This is a genomic window from Psychromonas antarctica, from assembly GCF_022267535.1.
Lineage (GTDB): Bacteria > Pseudomonadota > Gammaproteobacteria > Enterobacterales > Psychromonadaceae > Psychromonas > Psychromonas antarctica.
Genome location: NZ_JAHNZV010000012.1, coordinates 1 through 18,036, shown reverse-complemented (window position 1 = coordinate 18,036; position 18,036 = coordinate 1). Strand labels below are relative to the sequence as shown.

General features: G+C 39.9%; 16 protein-coding genes and 1 pseudogene. 7 read left to right on the top strand and 10 right to left on the bottom strand.

Annotated elements, in window-relative coordinates:
• Positions 1-60: 60 nt before the first annotated feature.
• Positions 61-1,173, bottom strand: coding sequence for an ABC transporter substrate-binding protein (locus KSO91_RS05140; protein ID WP_238741877.1), 1,113 nt, complete (start codon positions 1,171-1,173; stop codon positions 61-63).
• Between the two features lie 927 nt (positions 1,174-2,100).
• Positions 2,101-3,537 carry a DUF2867 domain-containing protein gene (locus KSO91_RS05135; RefSeq protein WP_238741876.1) on the bottom strand — a complete coding sequence of 479 codons (1,437 nt, stop codon included), beginning with the start codon at positions 3,535-3,537 and terminating at the stop codon, positions 2,101-2,103.
• A 315-nt stretch (positions 3,538-3,852) separates the two neighbouring features.
• Between KSO91_RS05135 and KSO91_RS05130 the strand changes: the two genes are divergently transcribed.
• Both KSO91_RS05130 and KSO91_RS05125 read left to right on the top strand, forming a co-directional pair.
• The gene (locus tag KSO91_RS05130) at positions 3,853-4,053 is read left to right on the top strand and encodes a hypothetical protein (RefSeq protein WP_238741875.1); all 201 of its coding nucleotides are present in this window, start codon (positions 3,853-3,855) and stop codon (positions 4,051-4,053) included.
• A gap of 5 nt (positions 4,054-4,058) precedes the next feature.
• Positions 4,059-4,406, top strand: coding sequence for a hypothetical protein (locus KSO91_RS05125; RefSeq protein ID WP_238741874.1), 348 nt, complete (start codon positions 4,059-4,061; stop codon positions 4,404-4,406).
• A gap of 49 nt (positions 4,407-4,455) precedes the next feature.
• Here the strand turns inward: KSO91_RS05125 and KSO91_RS05120 are convergent, their stop codons facing one another.
• The 3 genes from KSO91_RS05120 to KSO91_RS05110 form a co-directional block, all read right to left on the bottom strand.
• Positions 4,456-5,550 carry a flavin monoamine oxidase family protein gene (locus KSO91_RS05120; protein WP_238741873.1) on the bottom strand — a complete coding sequence of 365 codons (1,095 nt, stop codon included), beginning with the start codon at positions 5,548-5,550 and terminating at the stop codon, positions 4,456-4,458.
• 49 nt (positions 5,551-5,599) lie between these two features.
• Positions 5,600-6,334 (bottom strand): cupin domain-containing protein, encoded by a 735-nt coding sequence (locus KSO91_RS05115; RefSeq protein WP_238741872.1) that lies wholly within the window; start codon positions 6,332-6,334, stop codon positions 5,600-5,602.
• Between the two features lie 172 nt (positions 6,335-6,506).
• Positions 6,507-7,274 (bottom strand): SDR family NAD(P)-dependent oxidoreductase, encoded by a 768-nt coding sequence (locus KSO91_RS05110; protein WP_238741871.1) that lies wholly within the window; start codon positions 7,272-7,274, stop codon positions 6,507-6,509.
• A gap of 457 nt (positions 7,275-7,731) precedes the next feature.
• On the opposite strand from KSO91_RS05110, the gene KSO91_RS05105 reads away from it, so the two are divergent.
• Positions 7,732-8,271, top strand: a complete 540-nt coding sequence (locus tag KSO91_RS05105) for a TetR/AcrR family transcriptional regulator (RefSeq protein ID WP_238741870.1) — start codon at positions 7,732-7,734, stop codon at positions 8,269-8,271.
• 149 nt (positions 8,272-8,420) lie between these two features.
• On the opposite strand, the pseudogene KSO91_RS05100 reads toward KSO91_RS05105, so the two are convergent.
• Positions 8,421-8,591 (bottom strand): annotated as a pseudogene (locus tag KSO91_RS05100) (ion transporter); the annotation flags it as partial.
• A 326-nt stretch (positions 8,592-8,917) separates the two neighbouring features.
• Between KSO91_RS05100 and KSO91_RS05095 the strand changes: the two are divergent.
• The 3 genes from KSO91_RS05095 to malE all read left to right on the top strand — a co-directional run bounded on the left by KSO91_RS05095 (position 8,918) and on the right by malE (position 12,532).
• Positions 8,918-9,964 (top strand): substrate-binding domain-containing protein, encoded by a 1,047-nt coding sequence (locus KSO91_RS05095; protein WP_238741869.1) that lies wholly within the window; start codon positions 8,918-8,920, stop codon positions 9,962-9,964.
• Between the two features lie 92 nt (positions 9,965-10,056).
• Positions 10,057-11,322: an alpha-amylase family glycosyl hydrolase gene (locus KSO91_RS05090; RefSeq protein ID WP_238741868.1), complete on the top strand. Its 1,266-nt coding sequence runs from the start codon at positions 10,057-10,059 to the stop codon at positions 11,320-11,322.
• Positions 11,323-11,359: 37 nt separating this feature from the next.
• A complete protein-coding gene (malE, locus tag KSO91_RS05085) occupies positions 11,360-12,532 on the top strand; it encodes a maltose/maltodextrin ABC transporter substrate-binding protein MalE (protein WP_238741867.1) in 1,173 nt (390 codons plus the stop codon).
• A 191-nt stretch (positions 12,533-12,723) separates the two neighbouring features.
• Here malE and KSO91_RS05080 read toward each other — a convergent pair whose 3' ends face one another.
• The 3 genes from KSO91_RS05080 to purE form a co-directional block, all read right to left on the bottom strand.
• Positions 12,724-14,352: a SulP family inorganic anion transporter gene (locus KSO91_RS05080; RefSeq protein ID WP_238741915.1), complete on the bottom strand. Its 1,629-nt coding sequence runs from the start codon at positions 14,350-14,352 to the stop codon at positions 12,724-12,726.
• 113 nt (positions 14,353-14,465) lie between these two features.
• The gene (locus tag KSO91_RS05075; protein WP_238741866.1) at positions 14,466-15,602 is read right to left on the bottom strand and encodes a 5-(carboxyamino)imidazole ribonucleotide synthase; all 1,137 of its coding nucleotides are present in this window, start codon (positions 15,600-15,602) and stop codon (positions 14,466-14,468) included.
• Positions 15,602-16,081, bottom strand: coding sequence for a 5-(carboxyamino)imidazole ribonucleotide mutase (gene purE, locus KSO91_RS05070; RefSeq protein ID WP_238741865.1), 480 nt, complete (start codon positions 16,079-16,081; stop codon positions 15,602-15,604). The genes KSO91_RS05075 and purE overlap by 1 nt, the downstream gene beginning before the upstream one ends.
• 163 nt (positions 16,082-16,244) lie before the next feature.
• On the opposite strand from purE, the gene KSO91_RS05065 reads away from it, so the two are divergent.
• Complete coding sequence (locus KSO91_RS05065; protein WP_238741864.1) at positions 16,245-17,234, top strand: LysR family transcriptional regulator; 990 nt, start codon at positions 16,245-16,247, stop codon at positions 17,232-17,234.
• Between the two features lie 420 nt (positions 17,235-17,654).
• On the opposite strand, the gene KSO91_RS05060 is transcribed toward KSO91_RS05065, so the two are convergent.
• A partial coding sequence (locus KSO91_RS05060; protein ID WP_238741863.1) for a class I SAM-dependent methyltransferase occupies positions 17,655-18,036 on the bottom strand: 382 nt, incomplete at its 5' end.

Sequence of the window (18,036 nt, the reverse complement as noted above, 5' to 3'; positions counted from 1 at the left end):
AGCCTTATTGGATTGGTGACAACTAGAGCTCATCTGCTTTTTGCTAAGCTAGCGTTGTGGTTATTGTGTTTTTCGAAGCTCTTTTAGCACCGACGCTGGGAAAAAATCATACTTTTTTAAATCTCTATGATAGACCTTTGAGCGCAAGCGGAAATTGGTGCTTTTCCAGTCATTTAATTTTAGATGGGGAAGCAAGAGATCAATGTCGGCAGCAGAAATTAATGACATTGAGGACCTAAATTGATAAAAAGTTTCTGCGTTGAGAGGAAATCCGTTAAAGTGATCATATAACATGATCACCGCCCATGCCGCATCCATAAAATGGCCACCGACAGAGGCGCTAATCTGGCCTTTTTTAACGGCTTCGAGCCCCTCTTTAGACCAATCAACACCGCCGGTCAGATAGTCCTTCCCCTGTATTAAAGCATGCTCAGTTAAGGCTTGCTCTACACCTATGGCCATTAGATCGCTCGCTGCCCAGTAAACATTTGTATCGGGATAGCGTAGTGATAAATGAAGCGCTTTATAGTATGCCTTTTGTTGTAACCAGTAAGCATAAACGTTGCGTAACAAATTGCTATTACCATCTTCTTCGATTGCCCTCTGCAAGCCTGCTAAACGTTGTTGTGCTGGGGTATCTGCAATTGAACCGTTAATCGCAATAATCTGTACAACGCCATTTTTGTCGGTTAAATTTTTCTGCCGAGCTTGCCCTATTAAGTGTTTTCCTAACAGGTATCCGGCTTGAATATCGTCAGGCATCAGGGTCGCGAGCCAATATTTATATTTTTGTTGCGGTTTACCAGCTAGTTGTATGTCGTCGCCTATTAAGTCGGAATTGAATAATAAGAATGGAAGTCGCAATTGCTCGGCTTCTTTCATCATTTGTAGTGCGACCAAGCCAACGTTGGGAAAGATAACCGCATCAACATTTAGCTGTTTCGCTTTTTTTAGCATCTTAAACATCTCTCTTTTAGAGTTGTTTGTGTGCCAAATTGAAAGCTTTATATTTAGCTGCTGGGCAGCCTGCTTAGCAAAGCCTTCAACAGGTTCCCAGAAAGCGTCTTCAGAGTATCGAGGTGAAAAGAGTGCGAAGTGTAACGGTTGTGCGCTAACTGCGATGGAAATAAATAAATTTAAGAGTAAGCATAGCTTTACAAAAAAATGCCTCATTATCGTCCTTATTATTTGAATTTTATATATTTAATCTAAAAAATACGCCGTAAATGGAAGTCTTGTCGAATCACTCATTACATAGAAAAACCTCAACAAGGCTTTAAAAAATACACTGCGTTGCTTTTTACATAGCAATGCTAAGTTTTAGTGTGTCCGAAAGCAGCCGAATCTATCGCATTTAAATCAATCAGGCAATATATCTGAATCAAAATGCATTTATCAGTCTTTAGCTCGGGCAGCAAAACAAGGCGCAATATGAGGACCTTTGGAGAGATTAACTTCGCAATTCCTCGTCTTAAAAGCATTCAAATAAAGATTTTAATCCTTTTAAGACGAGCCCCTAGCGAATGTTACAAGATCCGATTGGTTTTTAAGCGAGCGACCGATGCTGAAATTTTTTTTTGGGTGGTGCTGTCTTGATTTAACCTGTTAGATCTTTACCTTCACGCTAGAGACCTTTCACTACAGGAGTTGTTAGTTTTTGCATCTTCAATGACAACGGCTATATTACTTTAAATGTAATCAATATATTCGACGGCAATCGCACAAAGTCATTATTGTAGACTGGTGTAAAGGTAACTCAGTGCAACAATAACTGCATGCTATCGATGATAGTAACTATCTGTCTTAATCATAAAATTAAGGAAAGAGGGAAATGTTATTTGTATTTACTTAGCCTTCATTTTAACAAGCATAAATGAAGCGAAGATTTTTTTGGGGGGGGTAATGGATAGTTGCCTACCAAATTATGGGCTGCATAAAATCTGCAATTTGAGCTGTTGTTTTTGTAACTACTTTTAATCGTTGAAAAAGGCGCATTTAAAGCATTGAACTAAGCAAAAATAGCTTATCTCGTAGCACAAATTGGCTGTTTTTATAATAAAGCACCCGTTTCAACTGCTGCTCAGTAGATACCCAATAAGTTTAACTTATAGATTTGCATTTTTTGACTATTGCTTTTGTCATGCCCTTAAAAATAAAAAGATGTGCGGGCATCATTACAAACCAATATAACAGTCCCCAAAATCCGGCTGGATGCCACCAAGCACGTATATCTAATTCTCTATAAGTGCCTTTATCGACAATGTTAAATTCTAATCGGCCCAGTCCCGGGGCTTTCATGCCAAATAATAAAGACAAAAAGGCATTTTTTTTAATAGATATCACTTTCCATGAATCAATTCTATCACCTAATGCTAATTTCCTCGGATCTCGGCGATAACGTTTTAATGAATTACCGCCAGCAAGGTAATCCATCCATTCTCTGGTTCGCCATAAAATGTTGGCGAAAAAGTATCCTTCTTGGGTACCAATTAATTGAATCTGTTGCCATAGAGATTCGGCACTTACAGTGGTCTTTAATCGGTAGCCTGCTTGCTTCGGATAATAACTATAACCGGGTTGCCAACGAGACAGCGCATCTGCATCAAATCCCCAAATCACACTGTCTATAATATCTCTTTCATGGGCAAAGGTACTCGCAACGGCCTGTTCAAATGAAAGTAATGGTTGTGGAATGAGTGCTTGGATCTCTTCACCGTTGGCAGTTAAGTCATAACGCAAACCGCCGACTAATGCCTTGGCAATGTTAGTCGGCACAGAGGTCATGATCTTCAGCCAGTAAGCGGCCATCTTCGGGGTAAGAAATGCTAAGGGGATAATATGCACCTTTTCACCTGCTAATTTACCTATTATCTGCATCTGTTTTTTATATGTCAGTAATTCGGGACCGGCAATATCAAAAATTTTATGTGTAGTGGGAGTGAATTTGAGTAATTCAACAAGATAATAAAGTAGATTTTCTAAGGCAATGGGCGAATTGTGAGAAGCCATCCATTTAGGCGTGATGATAATGGGGAGATGATAAACGAAATCACGCATCACCTCAAAAGCCGCCGAACCCGGACCGACAATTATGCCCGCCCTTAACTCAGTGACTACAACACTGCTTTCTCTTAAAATTTCACCGGTTTTTTTACGTGCAATGAAATGTTTTGAAAGAGCCGAAATAGGTTGTAGAGAGCCTAAATAAATAACCTGTTTAACTTGGCTGGCTTTTAATTGCTCACTAAAATTTTTGGCACTGAAGAGTTCAACATCAACAAAATCATCACCATGACTCATGCCATGTACAAGAAAAAATACGATATCAATGTTTTTTAAAAGAAGCGATAAATCACTGCTTATGGCTAAGTCTAACTGGACAATATTGACATTTTCTAGGCTGCTCCAGTGACGTTTCTGAAGTGAGTTTAGATCCCGTCCTGTCGCTGTTACGTAATAACCTTTTTGTGCAAGTACAGGCACTAATTGACTGCCCACATAACCGGATGCCCCGACGACCAAAATGTTTTTTACCATCAATTATCACCTTTTTTTATACAGCTTGTCATAAGGCTGCTTATTAAGCATATATTGCACTGCTGACTTAGCAATATAAAAACGTCTAACGAATAGATGAAAAACTGATCCCCATCACTTGATATTATTAGTCGGTTAACTCCTAATGTACAAAAAAAACGACATAACCTATTGTAATATAATGAGTACTTTAAAAAAATGACGATTGACACTTGCTGTATTCGGTCTATAGTTAATTTGACTATATTTTAATTCAGTAAATGGATTGGGTCGATTACGCAACCATTGCAATTCAAAACCTTTAAGGGGACTCTCATGGCAGATACAAAATCATGGCCTGATATGGCGATTGATATATACGATAAGTTGACTGGGCGTGGCGCCGAAATCTCCTACACCTTAGAAAACATGGAGATATGGATCCCCAGTGGCACTGGTGATGACGCCACTCATGCAAAATGGAAAGTCAACGGCACGTTGAAAATTAGTAGCCGAGATACTTCAAAGGCGAGTTAGCTGCAATGAACGCTGCACTGGATGTGTTCACTCGGTTATCGTTAACCGACGAAAGTGGTAATCAGATATTGGTGAATGCGGACAACGAAATTATATCAGTCATGTTACCTAGTCTGAAGGTTGCGCGAACGCTGTTAAAGCAACTCAGTAATTGCCAGCAGCGAGCTTGGATAATTGCCAACTTCCATCGCGGTTTGAATCACGCGGATTTGATTTTCGAGTTTCAAATCGCTCATCGTATTATTGCACGGATTGGTCCACACACCACTTCGGGCGTGTTTTCACGCATGGCGGGGTTTGGCCCGGTGGAGCTGAAAATAATTGCGATCCTACAATCTCTGTTGAAAAGATAAGCCCAACATTAAATAGAGTGGGTTCAAAAATCAATCCCATATTTTACTTTCAAGGCATCGTATCCCTACTGATGTCATTAAGCGCAGCCTCAACAGCTGTTAAAGCGCCTTCAAGATAACCAGCTTCAACTTGCGCATATTCTGACGCGACAAAATACAGTTTGAGTTGTTTTAGTTGTTGTTGATAACGACTCAGATTCAGCTCTGCATGTTTTGGCGGCTCGGCAATATCCTGCGCTGTTGCCACCCATTTATCCTTGGCCCAATCAGTAAGGTAAACACGTGTCGGTTTTGCGGCTTGCTCTCCAAATAGTGCCGCTAGTTGCTCAACACATGCCAATTCAAGTTGTTGCTTTGTTAGTTGCAGGCGCACTGAGTAGGGCAATCCAATAAAGCCAAATAATGCAAACCCTTGATCCCTTGTAGCAGACGCATCATGTATCTCTACCATCGGGCCTATCTGACTGAAAGCTTGTCCAGCCAGTCCTTGCTGTCGCCAAAAGGGTTGTTCGTACACAGCCACAAATTTAGCTTGGCCAGACATCCAAGTTTGCTGCTTATCCAGAAGGGTAGTGAGTTGTGTGCAAACAATGTTTTTACTTGTTAACAAATGAGAAGCGATTCTTGGCGGCACGGCCATGATCAAACGTTGAGACTTAAAAACTGGTGACGATCCACTGCTATCAATTGATAACGTCCATTGGCCTTGATCATGTTCGATGTCAGTAACTGGGTGAGTCGTTTTTATATTTTCTGATCCAGCTTTTTTGCTCAAGGCGGTGATTAATTTTTGCGTGCCACCCGTGATTCGGTAAGATAGCATGACGTCTGAGCCAGACGTCCGGGTCACGGCTTGATTCTCCCTTAGCTGATATAACACGTCGCCACGGGTGTATTGCTCAAACCAGTCAACATCTAATTCTTTTAGCAGTTTTTGCATTTTCTTCTGATGCGGCCAAAACCATGTTGGACCTAGGTCAACGGATAGCGTTGCATTATTGGCCACAACTTTACTCTGAATTCGGCCTCCTAAGGTCGGTTTTGCCTCGAGTAAGATAAATGCAATATTAAGTTGCCTAAGACGCCATGCGCAGTACAAGCCTGCTATGCCGCCTCCAACAATAATCGTATTAACAGTGCTCATTGAGCGTTTCTCACTGATGCTTGCCAGAGAGATTTTTTGTGCTTCATTTTTACAACTCCAAATGTTGGTATTTAATCAGTAACTGACTGCTTTTTTTAACAGTTAAGACTCGACTATTTGAGGCTGCTAAACGCAGCCAGTGGCCATCGTTAAATTGCGACTTATGGCTGCTTATCTGTCCTTGCAAGACTAGTATTTCAATACCTTGTTTGCTCCATGCAGGATCAATAACAAAGTCTTGATTTGCTTTCAGCAACTCGACTTTTTCATAGTCATTAAACAATATCCTTCTATTACAGAGGCGATCATCGATATTCGCGGCTTGTTGCCCACTACTAAGCACCACATGCTGACTATCATTAGGAGCAAACTGTTGTAATTTAACCCAAATCAAACAACCGTCACGACTGAACGGTTTATGAGAAGAGCCGGGCGGATTCCTCACATAACTGCCTGTGGGATAATCGCCATATTGATCAGAGAACGTCCCCGCTAATACGAAAAACTCCTCACCCATGGGGTGTGTATGAGATGCAAATTGACTATTAGGTTGATACGCAACAATACTCGTTGCACGCAGGGTTTTTTCTCCACCTTCTCTTTCTAAAAGAAGACGTTTGATGCCTTTTGCGGGCGAGGGTAACCATGGCGATTGGCGTAAGCTAATTGCGGCATCTACAGCCAAGTCATGGTTTAGCTGCATATGCTCTACCGGCATATTGTCGAGGTCAACCTGCTGGCTTTGTGCATAGAGTTGTTGCCAAAAACTGTTCATCTCTTTCATCGTACACCGCCGATTTGTTGGGTTGCTGCTCAGAATAAATAAGGTAAATTAGCGCTTTAAAATGAGCCCACAAAAAGCGCTAAAAAGCTTCGGTAAATAGGATATGCCTACCTAGCAAATAATAATGCCTGCACAGAAATTGTCTATTCGAGAGTCAAAAATGTTGGCAATGCTAATTACGGCCTGCCATTACGCCTCCATCTACATCGAGCACTGCGCCAGTGATCCAGCGAGCCTTTTCAGAGAGCAAAAATTCGATTGAATCTGCCACATCTTCAACACTCCCTATACGGCCAATGGGATGGAAATCGTTAAAACCTTGTAACGATTCTTCGATTTTATCTGCTTCGATAAACGATTTGTAGATAGTTGACAATACCACTGCAGGAGCAACGGCATTAACTCGGATAGAAGAATCTCCAAGTTCCATTGCCAGATTTTTTGTCAACGCATGTAAGGCTGCTTTTTGCATTGAATAAGCAGAAGAGGGGGGCGCTTTAACTGCTTGGTGTGCCCACATTGAGCCAATATTTACAATAGACCCTCCCTGATGGGATTGCATATTCTTAACCACTGCTTGGGTAATAAAGAAAAAGGCTTTGTTGATGTCCATTTGGGCATCGTAATCCTGTTTGCTATGGTCAACAAAAGCAACGGGTTTAAAAAAACCGGCAGCGTTAACCAAGTACTCGATATGACGAGATTCAGCTTGAATCTGTTTGATAAATTCATCTACTTGGTTGGCGTCATATAAATCTACTTTAACTGTTTCAACTACTCCAGCCGTGGAGTGTTCTAAGTCAGCTTTAGCTGCCGCCAAGTTGGTTTCATTACTAGACATAATGATCACTGTTTTTCCTTGAGCAAGTAGTCGTCTCGCCGTTTCTTTGCCTATTCCGTTGGAACCACCAACGATTAACGCGATAGAATTATTTAACATATGTATTTCTCCAAAAGAAGTTTAATTTAATTACCTATCAGTAGATAGGTAATTATCTTACGCTTGTCTTAGGAGCCTCGTCAATATTTATATATCCATGCATATATAAATAACCTCAATTCTGGATAAGCTAAACGATACAGTACCGTTATTTACGCGTATTTCTGCGTTAAATCATCTGCCAATAACCAGTTATTGCTGCGATGATTCGCCTTGAACTACGCAAAACTAACAGCACTGTATAATATGTTTTTTAGCTTGTTGATATTTAATCTGATTTCGCTTCCATTATCCAGAACTGAGGTTAAATATTGAGCTTGCTAGGGCGGTTGTAAAAACACTTCTTATTGCGACATAAAAAAATATCTACCTATTGATAGGCACTTTGTCTAAAATGGACAATATTATCTTCAGCAGTGCTAATCTGGCTGATTATTTGAGCCCGGGAGTGACATCGATGTCGAAAAGAGAAGAATTACTAGCAGCGGCACAATCAAAAGTGAGATCCGGAGGTTATAGTAATTTCAGTTTTCGCGAGTTAGCGACTGAAGTGGGTATTAAGAGCGCTAGTGTGCATTATCACTTCCCAACAAAAAGCGACTTGGGAGCTGAACTGGCCCGCCAATATACCGATCGTTTTTTGTCTAATTTAGGCGATCCCCTTGAGCTAGTTAGTGACGGTAAAAATCCTATTGATATTTACGTCAACCAGTTTAGGAATGCATTGATTATGGATAAAAAAATGTGTCTGTGTGGTTTGCTTGGGGCTGAATCCGACGGCTTACCCGATAAAGTTCAATATGAAACGAAGCGTTTTTTTGAACGTAATATAGCCTGGTTGGAAATGGCCTATCAGGTTGTTGCCGTTGACAATAAAAACAGCGCCAAAGCTAATGCAATCAAAACTATTTCATTGCTGGAAGGGGCCATGCTGGTCAGCAAAACGCTTGGGGATAATCAAATATTTGAGCAGGCTGTGATTGGGTTGACTGATTAGCATAACGTGGAGTCGGCATCAATTTGTTGTTACTGTGCGTTTTTAATCATGCTTTATCTGATCTAACTGTTGTTTTAACCCATATGTCGTTGCTTGCTTAGCCTCTTTGTTGATGAAAATTTATTCAATTTAGCGCTCTTCATCTAAAAATTAACAACAATACCGCTACCATACTAAGAAATACAAACGCAGTAAAAAATAGATGTCAGATAACAACACCATGATAATGGATATACGACCATGGTCTCTTACATCAAATCCGTATAATCTTCGAAAGACATCACCCTAAATAACGTTAACAGCCTGATGGTAATCTTTCCTCGGATATATGCTTTAGCTATTCAAAGGATATGACTTCATCGAATTATGACGCTGCGTTTTTGTATTTTATCCTCTATTCGCTATTAAAAGCGGAATTCTTATATTAAAAATTTGAAAGAAAACGCAATTGCGAAGAAGCTTTGTTTATACGTCCCGCATCGAATTTATAGTACAGTTTAATAATCAGGAATTTATTTAAAGCGCTTCAAATAATTTCAAATCAATCAATCCCTTTAAGATCAAGGTCACATACTAAGACTTCGCTTATTGAATTAAATATTTTCTTTGTTAAATTTAAAGCGCTTTAAAAATAAAAGGAATCATCATGACAACACTAAAATCTCTTGCTCAATATCTCAATCTATCTCAGGCAACTGTTAGCAGGGCCCTTAACGGTTTCCCTGAAGTGGGTGATAAAACGAGGCTGCGCGTATTAAATGCTGCCAGTGAATTGGGGTATCAGGCAAATGCAAATGCTCGCAAGTTAGCTACGGGACGCTCTCGTATGATTGGCATTGTGTTGCATTCACCAGACGAATTAATTAATGCTCCTACGTATGTAGAGGAGCTTGCGAATATCAGTCATCACTTAGGCGATTCTGATTATGATTTACTGATCAACTCCGCACGTAAAGGCAAGGCCCTTGAGTCATTTAAACGATTTGTATCCAGCCGAGCTATCGATGGTGTGATCATTAAAGCACCTGATGTGAATGATGAACGAATAAAATATTTGTTAGAACAAGACTTTCCTTTTGTAGTGCATGGTCGCACTGATAAAGAAGTTGATTATGCCTATTTTGATATTGATAACGAAGGTGCAGCTTCTCAGTCTGTTAACTTACTCGCCGATCTCGGCCATAAACGAATTGCCATGCTTAATGCACCTTCTCATTTCGCTTTCTCTGCTCAAAGAGAGGAAGGCTTTAAAAACACAATGAAAGAACGAGGAATAGATATTGCAGATTCATTCATTGTTAATCGACCAATGGCAGAAGAGGAGGGGTATAAAGCGGCTATCGAATGGTTTAAAGATAAAAACAGCTGCTCAGATTTAATTCCAACAGCGGTAGTTTGTTCGAGTGTTAGCCAAGCATATGGGCTTTATCTTGCCGCAAAAGAGCTCGGTATTATCATAGGTAAAGATCTATCCGTTATCGCGCATGATGATGTTATCGCACATTTGAAAACAGAGAATTTTACTCCTCCTCTTGCCGTCACTCGTTCCCCATTTACTGATTCGTGCAAACCACTCGCGGATACTATTGTCGCCATTCTTTCCGGTGTTGAACCGAAAAACTTACAAACAATAGCACCTGTTGAATTAGTGGTTAGGAAATCCATTGGCGTCGCCCATCAAGAAGATATTTAGACACACGATCAGTTAGTTAGCACCATCAATAAAAGAACATAACAATCCTTTAAGAGTTGCTTAGACATATTATTAATACTAGGAAATAAGAAATGAGTAGAACCAAAGAATATCAATTTGAGCATGTGGAATGGTCTAAAGCCGCCAATATTTATGAAGTGAATATTCGTCAATTTACGCCAGAGGGAACGTTTAACGCATTTAGAAGTCATTTGCCAAGATTGAAAAAAATGGGTGTTGATATTTTGTGGTTTATGCCTATTCATCCCGTGGGAATAAAAAATCGCAAAGGTACTTTAGGCAGCGGTTACTCTGTTAAAGATTACTACCAAGTAAATCCTGAATTTGGTTCACTTGACGATTTCAAAGCCCTTGTGCAAGAGATACATTCCATGGGGATGTATGTTTTGATTGATTGGGTTGCTAATCACACGGCCTGGGATAATTGCTGGGTAACGGAGCATCCAGAGTGGTATAAAAAAAATGAAAAAGGTGAAATTCATTCTTACATTTATGATAACGGCAAAGAACTTGAGTACTGGGATGATGTAGTCGGCCTCGATTACAAACACCCAAAATTGTGGGATGCCATGATAAATGCGCTAAGTTATTGGGTGAAGTTTGTTGGCATAGATGGTTACCGTTGTGATGTGGCTGGATTAGTACCAGTTAAATTTTGGGAAAAGGCAAGAGCAGAGTTAGACAGTATTAAACCTATTTTTATGCTTGCTGAATGGTCATCTCCAGAGCTACATAACAAGGCCTTCGATATGACCTACGACTGGGGATTGTATGATGTAATGAGTAACATTGTTAAGGGGAAAAGTACAGCATTAGCGATTCGAGAACATGTCGAATTATCTGCCATGGAATATCCTGAAGATGCCTACCGAATGGCTTTTACCACCAATCACGATAAAAATAGTTGGGATGAGTGCGATACGAAATTGTATGGGCATGCATTCAAAGCATATTCAGTGTTGGCTATGACTTTGTTAGGGATGCCACTAATTTATAGTGGGCAAGAATCAGGCCTTGATAAACAGCTATCTTTTTTTGCAAAAGAGGATATTAATTGGAAAGCATTTCAATACGATGATTTCTACAAGCAATTACTCATGCTAAAGAAAAATAACCCGGCATTATGGAATGGGCAATACGGAGCAAAAACACAGGTATTAGAAGAAACTAGTGATACTGTTTTTTGTTTTAGTCGTGAAAAAGATAAAAATAGTATTGTCGTCATGATTAACCTTTCTGACAGAAATCAACAGTTTTACTCAAAGAAGCTTTTACAAGAGATAAAGCTTAAGCCGTTCGAATATAAAATCACCACTTCCAACCAAAGTGACATTTAATGTTACATTCTATTTACAATTTAAAAGGAAATTTACAATGAGAAAACTATCGATAGTTGCTATCTCTGGTCTTTTGGCTATTGGTTCCCTCCCCGTCAATGCATTTAGTGATAATGTGATTACAGTGTGGGCTCCTGCTGATAAAGGCTATAATGGCATTATGGAAATAGGCAAAAAATTTGAACAAGATACGGGGGTAAAGGTTAACGTAGAGCACCCATCCGAATTAGAAAATAAATTCCCGCAAGTCGCCTCGACAGGTAGTGGTCCTGACATCATGATTTTTGCACATGATCGTTTTGGTGGTTATGCGGAAGCCGGATTAGTCCGGGAAGTTTCTCCAAGTAATGATTTTAAATCTAAATTCGATAGCTACACATGGAGCGCCTTAAAATATAAAGGAAAGTATTTCGGTTACCCCATCTCAGCTGAAACATTATCGCTTATATACAACAAAGATTTAATGTCCAAACCAATGGAAAATTGGGAAGATGTTTTTGCCATAGATAAGTCCATGTCAGGTGATAAGAAAGCCATAATATGGGATATACAATCACCTTTCTTCACTTGGCCTATTCTTTCTGCGAATGGTGGATATGCCTTTAAAATAACAGCCAACGGATTTGATGCTAAGGACGTAGGGGTGAACAATAAAGGTGCGAACCAGTCAATGGCATTTGTTAAAAAATTAGTTGACCAAAAAATTATTTCTTCAGACGCTGATTATGCAAATGCTGAATCTGCCTTTAATAAAGGTGAGGTTGCAATGACAGTTAATGGCCCATGGTCATGGAAAAATTTAGATAAATCTGGCATTAATTATGGTTTAGCTGTTCTCCCTAAATTAAACGGTAAACCTTCTCGTCCTTTCGTTGGTATTTTAACTGCTGGAATTAGTACAGCATCCCCTAATAGTGATTTAGCTAAAGAGTTTATTGAGAATTACCTCCTTACGGATGATGGGCTGAGATATATGAATCAATACGCCCCTATTGGTGCACCCGCTCTAAAAAGTTTTCAGAAGGAGTTAAGCAAGGATCCTCGCGTGATGGTCACTATTCAAAATGCGAAAATAGGAGACGTTATGCCAAACATACCGCAAATGATGCCATTTTGGTTTGGACAAAAAGCAGCCATTGGTAATGTCATTACTGGCCGTCAATCTATCGAAGAAGCACTGGCGACAGTTGAAAAACGAATGTTGCAATAATCAATACAAAATAGCAAAAACTGTTCTAAATAAATTCTGTTATTAATAAAAATCAAATCGAGCAGAGAACAATGTAATCTCTTCGCTCGATTTATTACAAGTGCAATATTGGTCGATATCTATAAAAATAAAATCAATTGAGTTAATGATGCTTTAGTAAAAAGTAACGTCTGATAAATAAAGCTTTCAATTTATCGTTCATTTTCTACATACGTTAATGCCGCCTGTAATGCATCGTAACGAAGCAAATAAGTGTTGTTATTCATGACCAGACTTAAGACGTTAAATTTCTGCAATTGCTGACGAGTGTGTTCATTTGGACATAATAAGAAAACTTCACAGTTGCTATCTTGTGCATCTTTGATCGCATTTTCAAGGGCTAGTCCGACCGTTACATCAATCATGGGGACATCAGTTAAATCAATAATCATGGCGTCATAGTCAGCAATTCGACTGTGTTGACGAGAGATTGCTTTCGATACACTAAAGATCATCGGCCCAGATAGGTAGAAAAACAGCACTTTGCCATTTGCTCTCTCCAGCAAAGCTCGTTCGCTGTCGGTCAGTGGCACATCGTCATCATCGGCATCACTTATCGCTTTGACTTGACGCACTTGCTCTCTACTGAGTCGCTCTATAATAATAATGTTAGAAATAAATACTCCAAGTCCAACGGCGACAATTAAATCGACAAAAACAGTTAACAGCATAACGCCATACATGATAACCATGCCTTGCACGCTGACTTTGTGTGCGCGTTGAATAAAACTCCAATCGAGAATGTTAAAACCGACATAGACTGCGATAGCTGCCAACACTGCCATTGGAATCGGTTCGGTTAGCCCGCCAGCGACGAGTACCACTAGGGCAAGCACTAAAGCGCGAATTATTCCCGATGCGGGTGAACGAGCACCAACTTGAATATTGGTTACCGTCCCCATTGTCGCGCCCGCGCCGGGCAGCGCACCAAACAAACCGGATATCATATTGGCAATACCTTGACCGCGCAGTTCTTTGTCGGAGTCATGTTCTTTACGGGTTAATGAATCACCAATAACCGCTGTTAATAAGGTGTCGATACAGCCGAGTGTGCCAAGTACTAAAGCATCGAGTAGCATGGTGGTAAATATTTCAGTATCAAATTGAGGAATAACAAAGGAAGGTAAACCTGCTGGTATTTCACCAATTCTACGAATATCTTCGTTACTAAGAAAAATCACAGACAGCAAGGTAACTGCAATCAAAGCAACCAGTTGAGCGGGAATATATTTTCGATACGCGTTAGGGAATAAAAACAAAATAGCCAATGTGAGTAAGCCTAAAAACAACTCACTGAACTTCATATTCAAGAAGGTCTCAGGCAGTGCTGACAAAGTTCCCATTACTCCACCAGAGGGGGAAGCGTGTCCTAGCAGAGGAGACAGCTGTAATATAATCAAAATAACACCAATGCCTGACATAAAACCAGAAATCACGCTATAGGGCATTAAAGTGATGTATTTCCCGAGCTTAAGTGTGCCAATGAGAATTTGAAAAGCGCCCGCCATCATTACCACTGTAAATGACATCGCTATACCTGTTTCTGGATACTTAGCCATCATACTGGTTAATATGGCCGTCATAATGACAGTCATAGGGCCAGTGGGCTCAGAAATAAGACTAGATGAACCACCGAACAAAGCGGCAAACAAGCCCACCAAAATCGCTCCCCAAAGTCCTGCTTCAGCCCCCGCCCCAGATGCAACACCAAATGCCAGCGCTAATGGTAAAGAGATGATGGCAGTGGTTACACCGCCAAACAGATCTCCTTTGATATTCATCTCTTTAAAACGATTATCAGGCAAAGTCCAAACTCCTACTAAAAAAGCAAATCAACTGACAGAGAGGGAAAATAAACCTTTATAAAAAACAGTTTATTTGCATAGATTATTATTTAATTACTCTCCACTTGCGGAAAATATTTACCATCCTCAAAGCAAATCGAGCGTTTAAAATCATTCATTTGTCGGCTCAGTTCTTCCTTGTCGCTCGCTAGAAAATTGACATGGCCTAATTTTCGTTGCGCTTGGACTGACTTGTTGTACCAATATAATTTAGATGAAGCGGAAAGTGATTCAAATGGCGGTTTTTCAGTACCGATAAGATTAATCATGCCAACATGGCCAAGCAGTTTTGTACTACCTAAGACTAAACCAGTCAGGGCTCTGATATGATTTTCAAATTGGCAAGTAACACTGCCTACTTGTGTCCAATGGCCGCTATTATGAACGCGCGGAGCTAATTCATTGATCATTAACTGATCATTAATAACAAAACATTCCATCGCCATGACGCCGACATAATCCAACTCTGTTAACAAGCTTTCCATATAAGCATGCGCTTGCAACGTTAGGGTATGATTGAGTTCAAGCGCGGGGGCCGTTGATTGTTTTAATATGCCTTTTTCATGGGTATTATCTGTCAAAGGATAATGTGCAACATCGCCATTTTTAGCGCGTACAGAGACAAGTGATATTTCTCGCTCAAACTTTATCCATTTTTCAATAATATAATCTTGAATGTTTAAGCTGTCAAAATGTTGCACATCTTCAGCTGTTTTTAAAACCCACTGATGTTTACCATCGTAGCCATCACGGCAGGATTTAACGACCAAAGGTAATGGCAACGTTCTCAGCGTTTTGTTGGCGGAGAGTGAATAAACAAAAGGGGAGGTGGGAATGGCTAACTTTTCTAGCAATTGTTTTTCATAATGTCTATTTTGGCAAGCAATAATCGCTTCAGGATTTGGAAAAACATGACAATAGGGTTGAAACGCTTGCAGCAGTTTTACATCCACTTGCTCTTTTTCAACGGTGATACAATCCGGTTTCCCCAAAGCAATATACAGTGCATTAATATCCGCAATTTGATGCCAATTTCGAGGAAGAGAAACAACCGTGCCTAAACCATCCACACAATCACTTAGTTGCTGTTCAGTCTCTTTAATAAAGCTAAATTTTATACCTAAAGGGAGGCCCGCTAGCGCCAACATGCGAGATAGTTGTCCGCAGCCTACAATTGCTATGCGCATCACTCTACCTCCCAAGAAACGCTGTCACTTTGTTTTGCTCGCCATGCCTTTAATTTACCTTGAAGTTCGCGGTCGTTGATCGCCAGGATTTGTGCAGCCAACAAGCCAGCATTAAAAGCGCCAGCTTCACCAATACCTTGTGTGGCAACCGCAACGCCTTTGGGCATTTGCACAATGGATAATAAACTGTCCATTCCCTTTAACGCTTTACTCATCACCGGTACACCAATAACAGGTAACCATGTTAATGCGGCCGTCATGCCGGGTAAATGTGCTGCACCACCAGCACCTGCAATAATAACGCTGTACTGTTGCGGTGCATTTTCTGCAAATTTATATAGCCTCTCTGGTGTCCTATGTGCTGAAACGACCATCGCATCGTATTCAAGGTCTAAGGCCTCAAGCACAGTGGTGGCATTTTTCATCACCGGCCAATCCGACTGTGAACCCATAATAATGGCAACTTTCATATTTTTCATTGATTATTATCCTGTTATCCGCTGAGTAATTGCTGCGTAAAATGGCATGCCCTTCAATACCCTAGTCTATTGCTTAACTATTATGGCAAAAATAATGAATAGATATAAATAGATATTACCTATACCCTATATAGATAAATGTCTAATTTGCTTTGGGGGAGATATGAAATCCAGGCTTCATGCCCATGTGGGGACAATCAGACAACTCGAAATATTGTTAGCAGTTCATGACAAAGGCAGTATTAAAGAAGCGGCTAAAACACTCTTTTTGACACAGCCGACCGTATCAATACAAATGAAAAAGCTTGCTCAGGCGATGGGATCAAGTTTATTTAACTATGCCAATAGGCAATTATTGTTTACCGATATTGGTTTGGCGTTAGTGAAAACGGCAGTGGAGGTGCTCGATAGTTTTGCCCGGCTTGATATGTCATTGGGGAATATAAAAGATTTTAAATCAGGGACCTTGCGCTTGGCAGTGGTGACGACTTCAAAATATTTTATCCCGCATTTGTTAGGGCCTTTTTTAGAACAATACCCCGATATAGACATTCAATTAAAAATAGGCAATAGAGAGCAAACCATTGAGCGTCTTAAACAAGGCGTTGACGATTTTTATGTGTTTAGCCATCCACCTTCTGATATTGAAACTGAGAGTATCGAGTTTTTAACAAATCCTCTAGTGGCAATAGCACATGAAGATCATCCAATCGCTCGGAAGAAAGACTTAACCTTAAAGGATATATGTAATGAACCTTTTCTGATGCGCGAAAAAGGCTCCGGTACACGCCATGCCATTGAAGAATTTTTAAAACAGCATAAGGCGAAAATTAATGTAAAAATGACCATTGAGAGTAATGAGGCGATTAAACACTCTGTGATGTCCAAACTTGGCATCTCAATTTTATCAGCGCATACATTAACTTATGGTGGGCAAAGCGGACTGGTTCGTTTACCGATAAAAGAATTACCAATCAATTCACATTGGTTTTTTGTTTGGTCTAAATCAAAACGTCAAACCTTGATCGCTGCAAAATTTCTTAATCATATTGAAAGCAATGGCCGAGCACTATTGCAAAAAGAGATGAGTAGAAATGGTATAGCGCATAGCCAAGTTAATCCGTCACACCAAGGTGGACAGGCCGAGACATAGACAAAAGCCACGGCTCTCTATCTGGAGGATGCAGTTTTTTTATTTACGCTCAAAACTCAGACCTTTGCATCAATAAAGCAATAACATCGCGACCGTTTATTTACAAGTGAGGTTATCTAAGATTGAAACATAGCTTTTATGTTAATTTTTTTTAATCAACAAATAACACAAGGAATCATTTCATGCTTAGGAATGCCAGCTTTAAAAGGGATGCTTGCAATAGTTGGTGGCGTCTAGGCATACACTGTAACTTAGAGTCTTTCTTGTAAATCTATTAGCATGTAATGAAAACACCAAAGTATTACTCTGTGCGCATTTTCGCCCGCGAGGTCGAAGAACACATATATGGGTATCATCCCCCTCAAAGATGGGGGGGATGCTCTATTTTATAAAGTTAAGCAATCAAAAATATTTACTCGTCTATTTTTTAAATGTAAGAATGTAATGATCAGGGCATCCGCTAATATCCAAATTACCAACCTTAAACCCTGCTTGTTGGACTTCATTTATTGCCATGTCTGGCGATACGCGAGCATGACAGCCTTTAAAATCAACAAAAATCAATTGCGTATGTTGTTTAACTTGTTGATATAGATTACGTAGAAATACAGCGCGATTGTTGATAAATCTGTATGTATTTGCAACAAAAACCATATCTACATCCGCTGGAATACAGGGATCTTCCATTCTCGATTGAATAATATTGACATTGTGAAAGCTATCGTGACTAAATCGATTCTTCAGATATGTCACCATATTAGATTCACAATCAATAGAATAAACTTTCCCATTAGATATATTC